Annotated in this window: 14 protein-coding genes and 1 pseudogene; 10 read left to right on the forward strand and 5 right to left on the reverse strand. The window is 50.0% G+C overall.

Annotation, left to right across the window (positions count from 1 at the left end; genetic code table 11):
• The 3 genes from EDI29_RS13900 to EDI29_RS13910 form a co-directional block, all read left to right on the forward strand.
• Nucleotides 1-826: arginase family protein (locus EDI29_RS13900; protein ID WP_137741418.1), on the forward strand; the 826-nt coding region annotated here is incomplete at its 5' end.
• Nucleotides 827-1,244: 418 nt separating this feature from the next.
• A complete protein-coding gene (locus EDI29_RS13905; RefSeq protein ID WP_193555665.1) occupies nucleotides 1,245-2,630 on the forward strand; it encodes a diaminobutyrate--2-oxoglutarate transaminase in 1,386 nt (461 codons plus the stop codon).
• 9 nt (nucleotides 2,631-2,639) lie between these two features.
• Nucleotides 2,640-4,151 carry a pyridoxal phosphate-dependent decarboxylase family protein gene (locus EDI29_RS13910; protein ID WP_137741358.1) on the forward strand — a complete coding sequence of 504 codons (1,512 nt, stop codon included), beginning with the start codon at nucleotides 2,640-2,642 and terminating at the stop codon, nucleotides 4,149-4,151.
• Between the two features lie 68 nt (nucleotides 4,152-4,219).
• Here EDI29_RS13910 and pptA read toward each other — a convergent pair whose 3' ends face one another.
• Entirely contained in the window at nucleotides 4,220-4,450 is a 231-nt protein-coding gene (gene pptA / locus EDI29_RS13915; protein ID WP_137741359.1) for a tautomerase PptA, read from the reverse strand.
• Nucleotides 4,451-4,676: 226 nt separating this feature from the next.
• Between pptA and EDI29_RS13920 the strand changes: the two genes are divergently transcribed.
• From EDI29_RS13920 to EDI29_RS13950, 7 genes and pseudogenes are all read left to right on the forward strand, one after another.
• Nucleotides 4,677-5,453 (forward strand): MBL fold metallo-hydrolase, encoded by a 777-nt coding sequence (locus EDI29_RS13920; RefSeq protein WP_137741360.1) that lies wholly within the window; start codon nucleotides 4,677-4,679, stop codon nucleotides 5,451-5,453.
• 44 nt (nucleotides 5,454-5,497) lie between these two features.
• Nucleotides 5,498-6,460, forward strand: a complete 963-nt coding sequence (locus tag EDI29_RS13925; protein ID WP_137741361.1) for a GlxA family transcriptional regulator — start codon at nucleotides 5,498-5,500, stop codon at nucleotides 6,458-6,460.
• Nucleotides 6,461-6,570: 110 nt separating this feature from the next.
• Nucleotides 6,571-6,786, forward strand: a pseudogene (locus EDI29_RS13930) (aminotransferase class I/II-fold pyridoxal phosphate-dependent enzyme); the annotation flags it as partial.
• Nucleotides 6,787-7,002: 216 nt separating this feature from the next.
• A complete protein-coding gene (gene ydfG / locus EDI29_RS13935; RefSeq protein WP_137741362.1) occupies nucleotides 7,003-7,752 on the forward strand; it encodes a bifunctional NADP-dependent 3-hydroxy acid dehydrogenase/3-hydroxypropionate dehydrogenase YdfG in 750 nt (249 codons plus the stop codon).
• A 265-nt stretch (nucleotides 7,753-8,017) separates the two neighbouring features.
• Entirely contained in the window at nucleotides 8,018-8,368 is a 351-nt protein-coding gene (locus tag EDI29_RS13940) for a DUF1283 family protein (RefSeq protein ID WP_107169506.1), read from the forward strand.
• Nucleotides 8,369-8,520: 152 nt separating this feature from the next.
• Complete coding sequence (locus tag EDI29_RS13945) at nucleotides 8,521-9,138, forward strand: hypothetical protein (RefSeq protein ID WP_137741363.1); 618 nt, start codon at nucleotides 8,521-8,523, stop codon at nucleotides 9,136-9,138.
• Between the two features lie 103 nt (nucleotides 9,139-9,241).
• Nucleotides 9,242-9,541, forward strand: a complete 300-nt coding sequence (locus EDI29_RS13950) for a DUF1161 domain-containing protein (protein ID WP_137741364.1) — start codon at nucleotides 9,242-9,244, stop codon at nucleotides 9,539-9,541.
• A gap of 41 nt (nucleotides 9,542-9,582) precedes the next feature.
• Here EDI29_RS13950 and EDI29_RS13955 read toward each other — a convergent pair whose 3' ends face one another.
• From EDI29_RS13955 to EDI29_RS13970, 4 genes are all read right to left on the reverse strand, one after another.
• Nucleotides 9,583-11,070 (reverse strand): MDR family MFS transporter, encoded by a 1,488-nt coding sequence (locus EDI29_RS13955; RefSeq protein ID WP_137741365.1) that lies wholly within the window; start codon nucleotides 11,068-11,070, stop codon nucleotides 9,583-9,585.
• A 102-nt stretch (nucleotides 11,071-11,172) separates the two neighbouring features.
• Nucleotides 11,173-11,838 (reverse strand): dethiobiotin synthase, encoded by a 666-nt coding sequence (gene bioD / locus EDI29_RS13960; protein WP_137741366.1) that lies wholly within the window; start codon nucleotides 11,836-11,838, stop codon nucleotides 11,173-11,175.
• Nucleotides 11,839-11,970: 132 nt separating this feature from the next.
• Nucleotides 11,971-13,188, reverse strand: coding sequence for a sugar metabolism global transcriptional regulator Mlc (gene mlc / locus EDI29_RS13965; protein WP_137741367.1), 1,218 nt, complete (start codon nucleotides 13,186-13,188; stop codon nucleotides 11,971-11,973).
• 518 nt (nucleotides 13,189-13,706) lie between these two features.
• Nucleotides 13,707-14,603 (reverse strand): LysR family transcriptional regulator, encoded by an 897-nt coding sequence (locus tag EDI29_RS13970; protein WP_137741368.1) that lies wholly within the window; start codon nucleotides 14,601-14,603, stop codon nucleotides 13,707-13,709.
• Nucleotides 14,604-14,713 lie beyond the last annotated feature (110 nt).

A 14,713-nucleotide genomic window follows, 5' to 3' on the forward strand; every position in this document is an offset into this window, starting at 1 on the left:
GCAAGGCGGCAATAACGCTTCTTATCACTTTGGTTCTCATTTGCTTTCATGGCTAGCCCCAAAAGCTAAAGGTGCAGTTGAAGAGATTGATGTTAACCCGCCATCCGATGAACCGCTGCGAAACGAAAACGGGATTATGGGCAGAAATCAGATTATTGAGCAGTTGGGTAACGCTCGGAAAGCCATTATGAAGCATAAGCCGGATACTATCGCCGTGCTGGGTGGCGACTGTCTGGTTTCTCTGGTGCCGTTCTCTTATCTCGTCGAAAAATATGGGGATAAGCTAGGTGTTCTTTGGGTGGATTCACACCCCGATGTGATGACGCCAGAGCAATTTGCGCATTCTCATGCGCATGTTCTTGGCGCACTAATGGGAAATGGAGATCAGATGTTAACGCGGGATATTCATAAATGCTTATCGCCCAAAAAAGTCATGATTGCGGGTATTCATGACCCGCTTGAATACGAAGCTCGGTTTATAGCCGAGCATAATATTGCTACGTGTAGCCCCGAAGAGGTTAAAAACGGAGCACAGCCTGTCATGGGCTGGATTGAAAAAGAAGCTATTGAATATCTTGCCATCCATATTGATCTGGATGTCTTAGATCCTGCCCTGTTCAGATCAGTGCTGTTTGCCCGACCAGGAAGGGGGAAATGTGATTTCGGCGATGTTGCCGAGGGCACGCTTAGTATCGCAGATGTTGTCAGCCTGATTAACCAAGCGACCGGGAAGGTAATGCCGGTCGGTTTAACAATTGCTGAACACCTGCCCTGGGATGCGATCAACCTTAAAAAGATGCTGGCATCGCTTCCACTCATTGGGTAAATAAATTGCAGGGGCACCAAAAAACCTCTGCACCTTCCGATGTAGTCTTTATATAGACTGAAAACAACGTGTAAAGCAGTATTACATTCCCCTATCCTGTGGTTCCACTCTCCGTTTTCTCTCGCTAAAAGTGCTGTTTCCCCCTGTTGTTACCACCTTTTTGGCTCAAAAATTCTGCGGTAGGCGGATTTTTTTTGCTTATTTAATAAGCATGTAAGATAACTATGACATCATGAGTAGTAATTAATCATTCAACCGGTTGATTTTTATGTGAAAAAATAAAAGTTTCGAAACGAAATAAATCATTGAGTCGGTGACTGAAAAACCCTATATTGGCCGCGTTTTTCTTATAGCAGTTATATGTTTAATTCATTTATTCAACTGTGGTTGCCAGTGAGCACACGGTTGTAGGAGAGATATGATGACGGATAAAGTCCGTATTGACAGTTTAGGTGCGAATTCATTAAACGGAAACAATGAAACCTATTTGGCAAGACAAGCTGAATTTGAATCGAACGTGAGGAGTTATCCACGCAAATTGCCTCTGGCAATTGCGAAAGCTGAAGGCGTGTGGATCACCGATGTTGAGAATAATCAATATCTTGATTGTCTGGCGGGTGCGGGTACGCTCGCGCTTGGACATAACCATCCTGACGTGCTGCAAAGCATCCAACGTGTCATTACTAGCGGCTTGCCGTTACATACACTTGATCTGACAACGCCGTTGAAAGATCAGTTCTCCGAATATCTGCTTTCCTTATTGCCTGGTCAGGGCAAAGAGTACTGCCTCCAGTTTACTGGCCCTTCAGGTGCCGATGCGGTTGAAGCTGCACTGAAACTGGCAAAAAAATACACCGGCCGTTCTGGTGTGATCAGCTTCTCTGGTGGCTACCATGGCATGACGCACGGTGCGCTGTCCGTCACGGGTAACCTGTCACCGAAAGAAGCGGTCGACGGCATGATGCCTGAAGTCCAGTTTATGCCTTATCCGCATCTGTACCGCTGCCCGCTGGGTATTGGCGGTGACGCTGGCGTTAAAGCATTAACTTACTATTTTGAAAACCTGATCAACGATGTTGAGAGTGGCGTACGCAAACCGGCTGCGGTCATTCTGGAAGCCGTTCAGGGTGAAGGCGGCGTTAACCCGGCACCTGCCGAGTGGTTGCAGCGCATCCGTAAAGTGACGCAGGAGCACGGTATTCTGCTGATCATCGACGAAGTTCAGGCTGGTTTTGCACGTACCGGTAAATTCTTCGCCTTTGAGCACGCTGGTATTGAGCCAGATATCATCGTGATGTCCAAAGCGGTTGGTGGCGGTTTGCCATTAGCGGTGTTGGGTATCAAGAAGCAGTTCGATGCCTGGGCTCCGGGCCACCATACCGGTACTTTCCGCGGTAACCAACTGGCAATGGCAACTGGCCTGACGACGCTTAAGCACCTCAAAGACAATCAGGTGGCAGACAAAGTCGCTGAGCAAGGTGAATGGCTGAAAGCCAAACTGGCTGAGCTGCAAAAACGTTATCCGGTGATTGGTCACATTCGCGGTCTGGGCTTGATGATCGGGATTGAGATGGTTAAACCTGGCGAAGCGCAGGACCACATGGGCTGCTACCCTGCTGACGGCGAGCTGTCCGCTCTGTTGCAGAAAAAATGCTTTGAATCAGGCCTGATTCTGGAGCGCGGTGGCCGTAACGGTTGCGTTCTGCGTCTGCTGCCTTCCCTGCTGATCAGCAATGCGGAATTGGAAATCTTCCTGGATAAATTTGAAAACGCCCTGCTTTCTGCTGGCGTGAAGCCAGTCTGAGTGGAGCGAATGACCACGATGTCCCAATTAGTGGAAACAGAAGCAGTGGAAACAAAAATTAACCCGATTCTGGCTTCTTCCGCGCAGAGTATCGAAGCCTATCAGGAAGCGATTACGCAAAGTAGTCAAGCCGTCATGCAGTGGTTGCAACAGCCTGAGATGTATCAGGGAAAAACCGTTGCTGAACTGCGTGAGCGCATCACGCTGGATTTTAATCCTCAGGGCCTGGGTAACCAGGCCGCTATCGAGCGTGCGATTGAATACTTTTTGAAAGACAGCCTGTCGGTGCATCATCCACAGTGCGTTGCTCACCTGCACTGCCCAAGTCTGGTGGTCAGCCAGGCGGCTGAAGTGTTAATTAACGCCACAAACCAGAGCATGGACTCTTGGGATCAAAGCCCGTCAGCGACCATCATTGAGATGAAACTGATTGAATGGCTGCGTACTCAGGTCGGCTATCAGTCTGGCGATGCTGGCGTATTCACCAGCGGCGGCACCCAAAGTAACCTGATGGGGCTGATGCTGGCGCGTGATGCCTTCTTTGCCCGTCAGGGACATTCGATCCAACAAGATGGATTGGTTGGTAACCTGAAGAAAATTAAAGTGTTCTGTTCTGAAAATGCCCATTTCTCGGTGCAAAAGAACATGGCTTTACTGGGCTTGGGTTATCAATGCGTCACGCTGGTGAAAACCGATCGCTTCGCGCGGATGGATCTGAACGATTTAGCGGAGAAAGTGGCGTTGGCCAAGGCTAACGGCGAGCAGATTCTGGCGATTGTCGCGACAGCCGGTACGACCGACGCTGGCGCGATCGACCCTCTGCGGGCGATTGCAACACTGGCAGCGGAACACCAGATTTGGGTACACGTTGATGCAGCCTGGGGCGGCGCCCTGCTGCTGTCCGAGAAGTATCGCGATTATCTGGACGGCATTGAACTGGTGGATTCCATTACGTTGGATTTCCACAAGCAATTCTTCCAGACCATCAGCTGTGGCGCATTCTTGCTGAAAGAAGCCAGCCACTATGAACTGATGCGCTATCAAGCGGCTTACCTGAACTCTGAGTTCGATGAAGCGCAGGGCGTACCAAATCTGGTGTCAAAATCATTGCAGACGACACGCCGTTTTGATGCATTGAAACTGTGGATGGGGCTGGAAGCATTAGGCCAACAGCAGTACGCGGCGATCATCGATCACGGCGTCACACTGGCACAGCAGGTTGCACAGTATGTGGATGAACATGCCTCACTGGAATTGGTGATGCAGCCACAGCTGGCAAGCGTGCTGTTCCGCTATCGTCCACAGCCGTTGGCGACAGAGAACGATGCGGCAATTGCATTGCTTAACCAACGCATCGGCGATGCTCTGCTAGAGTCAGGACGTGCCAACGTAGGAGTCACCGAGTTTAACGGCGTTACCTGCCTGAAGCTGACGTTACTGAACCCAACGGTCAACCTGGATGATGTCAAAGTCCTGCTGGCTCTGGTTGAAAACACTGCCCAACCGCTGCTGACCGCGTAATCTCCTGCGGTGCTGCCTCATTAAAGCCGATAATATTCAATGTATTATCGGCTTTTTTTCTGCGCTTTTTAATACGAGTACCCCGGTTTTTTCGCCAGCGTATCCAAATGTGGTTTGATGATCGGATCGTAAACGTCATCCTTCCAGCGTTCTGGCTGAATCTCGTTAAACGCGACAGAAAGCGAATCGTTAGAAGAACCGAAGTGCTTCTTCAGAACCGCGGCGAGATCTTCAGCGATGATTTTCTTCTCTTCTTCAGATAGGTTTCTTGGGAAGTGTTTGACATCAATATGGGGCATAGGACAGTCCTTTCAATTGAGAAACAGCACGTTAGTTAAGATAGCGATTGTGTATGAAGACAGCAATAGCATGTCCATCTGGTAATGAACAATCCGACTGAGATAAATTGGCCTAAACCCATCGAAGTGTGTCATTCAGGCCACTGTTAGCGATCTGCCAGATTCTTATACTGCTCCTATTCGGCGCGTAACAGCGTAACCCGTTAACCTGATATGGGAAAATAAGATGAAGATAACGCAGATTCGTAATGCGACATTACGACTGGAATTTGGTGGGAAAACGTTTTTGATTGACCCGATGTTGGCACCAAAGGCGACCTATCCCGGTTTCCCTGGGACAGCAAACGATCATTTGCGAAACCCACTGGTCGACCTTCCCTTGCCTCTGGCCACAATTCTGGATGTTGATGCCGTAATTGTGACGCATACGCACCTTGACCATTGGGACGATGCGGCGATTGACGCTATCCCGAAAACGATGCCGATCTTTAGCCAAAATACGCAAGATGCCGACATCATACGTCGCGCAGGGTTTACCTCGGTGCGTGTACTGGGTGAACAGACGGAATATGCTGGAATCACGCTGATAAAAACGTCTGGTCAACATGGTTCTGATGAAACCTATGCCAATCCACAACTGGCGGAACGGCTGGGTGAAGTTTGCGGTATCGTTTTCCGACATACTCATGAGAAAACATTTTATCTGGCAGGCGATACCGTCTGGAATCAGCATGTTATTGATGCCCTGACACATCACACACCTGATGTGGTGGCGCTGAATATCGGTAATGCATTCATCCCCGGATTTGGTTCGATTATCATGGGAAAAGAGGATGTTCGGCGTGTACATCAGTTTGTGCCTAAGGCGGTGATAATCGCAACACACATGGAAGCGGTGAATCATTGCCTTCTGAGTCGTGTCGAACTGCGTGATTATCTGCGTGAAGAAAAGCTTCAGTCCATCGCGCACGTACCCAATGATGGTGAATGCGTGCAATTCTGAACCGGGAAGCAACCGGAACATATTGATCTTTAACGAGGGCTATTATGGCTGTGCTAACCGTTGCGGTGGTTGTTTGCGAAAATTTTAGCCCGTTTCATTTATCAATACCGGGTATGGTTTTCAGTGACATGCTCTATGAAGAAAAGCAGTTTACGCTTTTTTTCTGCGCTGAAAAGCCGGGTATGGTTGCCTCTGAATACGGTTTTTCCATCAACGTTGAGCACGATTTTTCCGCATTGGAAAAAGCCGATTTGATCATCGTCCCCTATTGGAACCATCCAGATACACGCCCTTCTCAGCCGCTTCTGGATGCACTACGTGCTGCCGAATCCCGTAAAGCACAGATCGCTGGGTTATGTCTGGGCACCTATGTGCTGGCTTATGCCGGGTTGTTAGATGGCCGCCGCGCCTCGACACACTGGGCGTTTGAACAGGATTTTATCGCCCGCTTCCTTGATGTGCAGTTGGATACCAACGCGCTCTATGTTGAAGATGGACGTATGATTACGTCTGCGGGAACGGTAGCGGCAATTGACTGCTGCCTTTATTTGGTTCGCCAGTATTGCGGTAGCGCTATTGCTAACCGTGCCGCCCGCCGCCTGGTTATTCCGCCTTATCGGGAAGGCGGACAGGCTCAATTTATTGAGCACCCTGTGCCGGAAAATACGCGAGATAGCAAAATCAATCAATTGCTGGATTATCTACGCACACACTTGCGCTCGTCCCACTCTTTGGATGCATTGGCGAGCCGGGTGCAGATGAGTCGCAGAACATTTACCCGGCATTTCTTCCGTGCCACGGGCATGACGGTTAGCGACTGGTTAACCGCAGAACGGCTCCGCCATAGCCAGGTATTACTGGAATCAACATCCCACTCAATCGAAGCGATTGCCGATAGTGCGGGATTTCAGTCAGCGGTGACATTTCGCCAACATTTTAAACAGCGTTTTAGCGTTAGTCCGACCGACTGGCGTAAAACGTTTCAGGATAAAAGTAGCATCCACTAACCCTTGTTTCGCCCATTGATTTCTGGACTCGCCCCATTCTAAATAACCTCTGCACATTCTGAGTGATTAAATAGAAGCCAACAATCAGGAAGCGTGACTCAATCGCTATTAACCCTACGGGCATGATTACGCCTGCGAATTTAATCGAGCCGTGGATTGCCAGTAAGCCTGCAAATACGATGTTCATCGTCGATGAGGCCTACGCCGAGTTCGTCAATGATCCACGTTTTCGTTCTATTTCGCCGATGATTACCCAAGGTGCAGAGAACATTATTCTGCTCAAAACCTTCTCCAAAATACATGCCATGGCCGGTATGCGCGTTGGGAACTGGATTTAACCCTCCGTCATACCGCTCTTGCGCTTGCTATGGCTCGGCATCCGCCCCTCGTTATGAGGGGCTATTCTTCCAAAACCGCATCGTTGAAACCGGAGTAACGCTTGACCCACGGGGAATTGCGCGGCTAAATGAGCCCATGCCTTTCATTATTTATATTGATATCAGGCACAAGCAGAACATGAAAACGGTCAGGGAGAAAAGAGCATGATTATTTTTGTTACCGGTGCAACCGCTGGGTTTGGTGAGTCAATTACTCGTAAATTTATTAGCGCGGGCCATAAAGTGATCGCGACGGGTCGCCGTCAGGAACGTTTGGATGCGTTGAAGGTTGAGTTGGGTGATGCGTTGTATACGCTAAAATTAGACGTGCGCGATCGTCAGGCGATAGAACAGGCTGTTTCCTCTCTGCCTGATGAATGGCGTGAGATTGATGTGCTGGTGAACAACGCCGGTCTTGCGCTGGGTCTGGAGCCAGCACACAAAGCATCGGTAGACGATTGGGAAAATATGATCGATACCAACAACAAAGGGCTGGTGTTTATGACGCGCGCACTGCTGCCAGCCATGGTGGAGCGCAATATCGGTCACGTCATTAACATCGGTTCCACTGCGGGGAACTGGCCTTATGCGGGTGGTAACGTGTACGGTGCCAGCAAGGCGTTCGTGCAGCAGTTTAGCCTAGGATTACGGGCCGATCTGTCTGGCACCCGCATCCGCGTAACGAATATCGAACCAGGTCTGGTTGGTGGAACCGAGTTTTCGGCCGTGCGTTTCAAAGGTAACGACGAGAAAGTCAGCAAAACCTATGACAACACCACGCCGCTGACGGCCGAAGATGTGTCTGAGGCTGTTTTCTGGGTTGCCACACTGCCTGCGCACGTCAATATCAACACACTGGAAATGATGCCGGTCAGCCAATCTTTCGCCGGCTTAAGCGTACACCGCGAAGGCTGATAACCACCTACAGCACCGAAGACTCGGGGCATGGTCGCAAGTTTCATGCCCTTTTCTCTCCCCTTTTAACGCAATGTTGTGCGGTTATAGTGCCGTTGAAGCGAAGGATGTATACTTCTCGTTATAGGTAACCTTTCGTTTTGCACGACGCACGAAGGTTACAGGGAACGGCGGTCGCCTTTTGTTGTCTATCGCTTGCCGTGCGCGTGTTATCGTTTTGCGGCATCAGCGTGTGTTTTTATCATTCGTTCTGTCAAGGTGAAACATGAACCACTACTCTTTTTCTTCTTTGATTCGGGCCTTCATCCCGCTTTCTCTGGTTATCGTTTCTGCTGCCTGGCAGCCTGCCGCACTGGCTGATACGCGTCACATCATTGTCGACTCCGGCGATAGCGCGTTGTCTAAAGAAGCGGCACGTCAAAGCAAAGAGCAATGGGACTCAACTCGCTCACTGCGTAATAAAGTGAACAACCGCGTTGAGAAAGAATTCGATAAAACCGAAAAAGCCATTGATGGGCGTGAAAAATGCAATGCCAGCTATAACGTCAATGCTTACTGGGAAAACACCACCGAACGCTGCCTCGATCGTAGTACTGGCCGTCCGGTTACCCCATGATTCTTTACCCACGCCTTCTGGCGTGGGTTTCCCCTTTTCTCTTCGTACTGCGGCACATTAGCCTGCATCCGAGGATGACGTCACCGTTAAATTCAACGATTATCGCCATATCGTAGCAACGCGCGTTTTTATCCAAAATGGAGTGCATCAGGATGAATATGGATTTAGCACGGCTATTTTCACGCCCTTTTCACATCAAACGGTGGGGCCTGCTCATTATGTGCTTGTTGGTCAGTTCGTGCGCAAGCACGTACCCAGAGACGGACAGCATCACGCATATCACGAATAATAACGGGACGCTTATTGCCGAGTCCAATACCTACGTTTACACCTTCCCCGACGCAAAAGCTCAAAAAGAATATCAGGACTATTACGCGTTTTATCGTGATTACAAAGACATCATCCTTGGCGTGAGGGTCGATTTTTCTCTCCGTAACGGCCAAGTCTACGCAAGGTATAAAAACGTGATTGATACTCGCCGATTGACCAAAGAGCAGGAAGTTGATTTACGCGAACTCTTCTCCGCACACATTCCCACGACGAGGGGAAAAGGCGAAGTCACGTTTAGCGCTAACGGCACATTCAGTAAGAAAGAAGGTTCATCAATCAGCCTGACCCGAAATGGACGTTTACCGCAGCCTATTCCAGTGGTTATCAACAGCAGCGATAACTCCGGCAAAGAGGTGTTGCTTGCCCCCCTCATGATTCCTGCTATCGTCCTTTTCCCTCTGTTTATGATGTACGGTTGCGCCACCGGCCCCTGCGTTTAACCAACTTTGGCCATCATTGATGGCCTGATTTCGTGGCTTTTTCGCGTTATCTCCATCGTTTGATATACTCAAAGAGACTTTTTTCAGAGCAAAGGATCAAAAGATGAAAAAGACCGTCATTTTTGGTGCTGCGTTATTCCTGGTTGCGCCGTTGGCTGCACAGGCATCTTGCGAGAGCGTAAAAGCGGATATTGCCCAGAAAATCATCGCCAATGGCGTACCTGAATCTGGCTTTACGCTGGATATTGTCCCTAACGATCAGGTGAGTCAGGCCGGCGGTCAGGTGGTCGGTCACTGCGAAAGTGATTCGCACAAAATTGTTTACACCCGTCATGCAGAGGGTGACGTCAATACGGAAAGTATGCCTGCGCCAGCAGAAGGCCAGCCGACAACCACACCGTAACCCCGTTCTCAAAAGGCGCTTTCGCGCCTTTTCTCTTATCGCTATTTTTTTCCGCTTTCGATATGTCCCGGCCGCTGATTCGCGGGAATCATTCTGGCGGAAAGCAGCGTAATAGCCGCGATGAGTGCGGAAACGATGAATACGCCATGGATTGATGAGGCGACTTGCGATGCCAGCGTATCGAGCTGGTTTACGCTCAGCAAAATGCGTTTAGCTGGGTCCATGAGCGTTTGGAGCGGATCGCTCACTTCCGGCAAGCGCCAATGCAGATTGATGTTCAACGTGGCGCCAAGTATTGCCGTCCCCAACGCCGACCCTAGCATGCGGGTAAACATGGCGGAGGCCGTCGCAATGCCGCGAATGGAGTAGTCCACCGAGTTTTGTATTGAAACCAGAAACGTGGTGCTGCTTAACCCCATTCCCGAACCGATCAAAAATGCCGCGAGTCGTGCCCACATGAGATTGCTGTCTGGTTGAACGGTTAGCAGCGTCAGACTGCCGATAATCAGTATGATACCGCCGCACATCGCCGTAAACCGGTATGACGTCCACAGCATTAAGCGCCCACTCAGCGTGCTGGCCAGCGGCCAGCCAATTGACATCATCGCCAATATGCTGCCCGCCTCTAACGGGGTTCGCCCCATGACACCCTGAATAAACGTCGGTAAAAAGGCGCTCACACCCATCATGGCGGCTCCGACCACTAATCCGCCGAGATTGCCAGCGATAATGACCCGGTTGCGCCATAGCGCTAGCGGGAATAGCGGCTCTGTCGTACGTTTCTCCTGTCGAACCAGTAAAATGCTGCCTACGACGAAGATTGCGAACAGCGGAATCACCCAATAACCAAACACCTCCGCCTGTAGCAACGCCATCAGCAGGCTGGCGACGGATACCACCAGATAAAATGCGCCAACCCAGTCCAACTTATGTTGGCGCACAGCATTGATTGTCGGTAGATAGCGAGCCAGCAGGAAGATCGAAAATATCCCGATTGGCACGTTGACCCAGAAGACCAGCGCCCAGTTGAAATGTTGTACTATAAATGCCCCGAGCAGCGGGCCGATGATGGCGGAAACACCCCACACGCTGGATAGATAACCTTGAATTTTCGGCCGTTCGGTTGAGCTGTACACATCGGCGACAATGGTGAAGGCAATCGGCGTGATCGCGCCTGCCCCCAGTCCTTGCAAGGTGCGGAAGACAATCAGCCAGCCCATCTGCGTGGAGAATCCGCACAGAATCGATCCCAGCAAAAACACAACCATGCCAAAAAAGAAAACCTTTTTACGACCATATAGATCGGCCAATCGACCATAGATTGGAATACTGATCGACTGTGTCAGCAGATAGCCCGCAAAAACCCAACCTAGTAGAGAAAATCCACCTAAATCCGCGATGATAGTAGGCAGCGCGGTGGCGACAATGGTTACCTCAATCGCTGCCGTGAACATAGCCAGCATACAGGCAATTAAAATCCAATGACGATGTGGGACAGGTGTTGGTTTCTGGTTATTCTCTGTTTTCATTATATTTTCAGGATAAGAAGAAAAACTGCCTGTGAGTATAACAGGTGGCATGGCGGAGAAAATTTATTCCCGCAGAGATGCGGGAATAGAAAATGAGAGAAATTAGTCGCTGATTGCAGAAAGATCGATATAAGGCGAGAGATCCCGTTGCTCAGCGCGGGGTAAGTAAGGTAATTCGCCCAGTTGCGGTGCCGGGATTTTTTTGCGCAGAACATGAATAATTTCTGCATAATTCGCCAGACCAGGGTTAATGCGGTTAGCAACCCAACCGGCCAGCGGTAATCCGTCATTGATGATCGCCTGCGCTGTCAGCAATGCATGGCTGATGCAGCCTAGCTTGATGCCAACAACCAGCACAACGGGCAGTTGTTCCTGCACCACCCATTCGGAGTATGGACGCAGATCGTTCATGATGGTTCGCCATCCACCCGTCCCTTCAACCACTACGATATCGGCAGTCTCGCTCATATGGCGTAGACCTTGTGTCATCGTGCAGTAATCAATAGCTTCTTCACTGGCGCTGATTTCATCTTCTCGCAGTGCGATGGGGTTAACCATGTTATAGGGCAATTCCAGCGTAGAGGCTGCCTGTAGCAACAGCGCATCTTTATTACGCAAACCCGCTTCCGTCTCTTCGCACCCTTTTGCGATCGGTTTGTAGCCCGCAACCGATTTACCTGCCAGCGCCAGTTTTTGCAGTAGCGCCTTGGATACCACCGTTTTGCCAACGGCGGTATCAGTACCAGTGACAAAAATACGTTTCAACATGGGATAACTCCAGACCACCTAAATACAACAAAACAAGCACAGCTAAATGCTTTCCAAGCGTGAAAGTCTAGGCTATGCCTCATTCGGGCGGTTTGCGTTAGCGCAATGTTTTGTTGCTCTACACCTTTATGGTTATCCCTGTAGCAGTTTAACCAGCAGCGATCCATTGTAGAGCGCATCTTTTACCAGCGCTGCGCCGGGCATCGTACCCTGATTGTAGAACTGGGTCGCTTCCACCTGGATGTTGTGGCTATAGGGAGGGAATGATTGCTGTTGAATACAGCCTAAAATGGCGGGATGCAAAATGCTGGCCGCTTTGTTCAGAGGGGAACCAACCAGAATTTTATCGGGATTAAAGAGGTTCACCATAATGGCGACAATGCGGCCTACGTTATTGCCCACATCGTTAATAATATCTTTGGCTAATTGATCGCCGTTTAGCGCAGCATCACACAGGTTTTCAACGCTGAGCGGTGAACCGTGTAGGAGCGAACTCATGGAAGTATTCATGCGTTGCTGCGCCAGTTCCAGCATGTTTGCCGTACTGGCGACAGTTTCCAGACAGCCGTGATTACCGCAATAGCAACGTTTACCATAAGGATCGACCTGCGTATGCCCTATTTCGACCAAATTTCGGCTTCCCGCGTGCAGAATACGTCCGCCGGTAATCACTCCCGCACCGACGTTATGGTCGATCACCACCTGAATCACATTTTGGCAATCGCGTGATGCGCCGTATAGCGCTTCGGCCATTGTCCAGGCGCAGATATCGTGCTGCAAATACACTGGCAAGCCCGTGCGCTGTTCTAGTGCCGGACCAATTGCCATCTCCTCAACGTCATAAAACGGCATCCGGTGAATAACACCTTTGCTCGCATCAATCATGCCTGGTGCGGTAATCGCGATGGCGGTTAATCGCTCCAACCGTTTTTGGTGCCGAATAAAAAATTGGTCGATTTCATTCAAAATACGGTCGAGCAGCGGTTGCGGTGCTTCTGTGGGAAGCGGAATCTCTTCCTCCACAACCAGCTTACTGCTGAGATCGCGCAGCGCTAACAATAGCGTATTGTGGCTGATGCGTGCAGAAAGATAGTGCCAGGCTTGGGTATCCAAAATCAGGCCGATAGCGGGACGCCCCCTGCTGCCAACGTCTTGGTATTCAGTTTCCTGTACCAGATGTGCTTCCAGCAGTTCACGGACGATTTTGGTAATACTGGCGGGCGCGAGCTGAGCGCGTTTGGACAGTTCGATACGTGATATCGGGCCGTACTTATCGATCAGCCGATACACTGCTCCGGCATTCATTTGTTTGATTTGATCGATGTGTCCTGGTTGACCGTCGGCTATCACAAACCTGGCTCCTACTCATTATATACCCGTCATACTTCAAGCTGCATGTGCGTTGGCTACGTTACTCGCTCCACTTGCGTGGACCTCGCCCTGTTGGGGCCGCTGCAAGCCGCGTTCAAATCTGCCTCTGGCTGATTTGTCAGTCACCCGAATCACTTACCTGAGGAAGCTCATCGGGATGACATGAGAGACATCCTGTCTCTCACCGGAGGTCAGCCGTCGGCTGGTCAAATTCGTTCCCGACGAATTTGTCCTTCCCTTGCCGCGTTACGATGCTCATGACTGAGCATCGCCCTAAAGGGCTAACGCTTCGCGTTGTTCAAAACGAATACGTTTTGTCCTGTACCCCGAATTATTTAGGGTATATCTGGCACAGCTGTTGAAAAATTTATCTTTATTATCGCAGCATGACTATTTTTCACGCTGCAAAATAAAAAAACTGCGGGTATGGTGGGGCTTTTCACTAAACTCGTCAAATATTTGATTCGTTATGTGATTTAGCACGCATATTTTAACGATTATCCGCCCAGCATCAGCGACATCAGTACTTTCGCGGCTGCACTTTGCGGCTGATGTCGCGCTGTAACCAGCCAGACTTCCGTTGTGGCATCTTCTTCCTCCAACAACAGATATTTCACCCCATCAACCCGAATACGCAAGAATGACGCAGGCAAAATGGACACGCCTAATCCCGCTGATACCAACCCAACGATGGTCATCGCCTCGCCCACTTCTTGCGTAATGTAGGGGCTGATGCCATAGCGTTTCAGCAGTGTCAGCGTATCGTCATACAGCGCTGTTCCAACCGCGCGAGAGAAGAAAACGAACGGCTCATTCGCCAACTGTGTGATGTTTATCGCACGCCCTGCTGCTTGCAGCGCTAACGGATGAGATTCCTGCACCACGGCGATTAGCGGTTCACGCAACAACAGTTGATGATCCAATGCATCAGGCAGTGGGTTATTGCGCATAATGCCAATATCGAGCTTACCGTTCAGCAGCGGTTCAATTTGCTGTTTGGTATTAAGCTCCATCATCTGAATATGGACTTCCGGGTAGGTTTGGCGAAAACGCAGCAGGCTACTGGAAATCTTTTTGATAAACGGCGCGGACGACGTAAAGCCGATCGTTAATTCTCCAATCTCGCCGCGTTGAATACGGGACGCCCGCTCCGCCGCCTGATCAACCTGGCTGATGATTGACCAGGCTTCTTTCAGGAACATCGCGCCCGCCGGGGTGAGCTGAACATTACGGTTGTTGCGCGCTAAAAGTTTTGCGCCCACCTGCTCTTCCAGAATTTGAATCTGTTGGCTCAGTGGCGGTTGTGAAATGCGTAATCTTTCCGCGGCGCGCCCGAAATGTAGTTCTTCGGCGACCGCAATAAAATAGCGAAGGTGACGTAGCTCGATATTCATATTTTAAAAATATCAATCATGATTATTAATATATTATACAAAATAATATCACTCTTCTATGATCGCTTCATTGTTGTTTTACGCCTGATTTACCTTTTCTGGTAAGGAAT

It is taken from the genome of Pectobacterium polonicum (assembly GCF_005497185.1).
GTDB lineage: Bacteria > Pseudomonadota > Gammaproteobacteria > Enterobacterales > Enterobacteriaceae > Pectobacterium > Pectobacterium polonicum.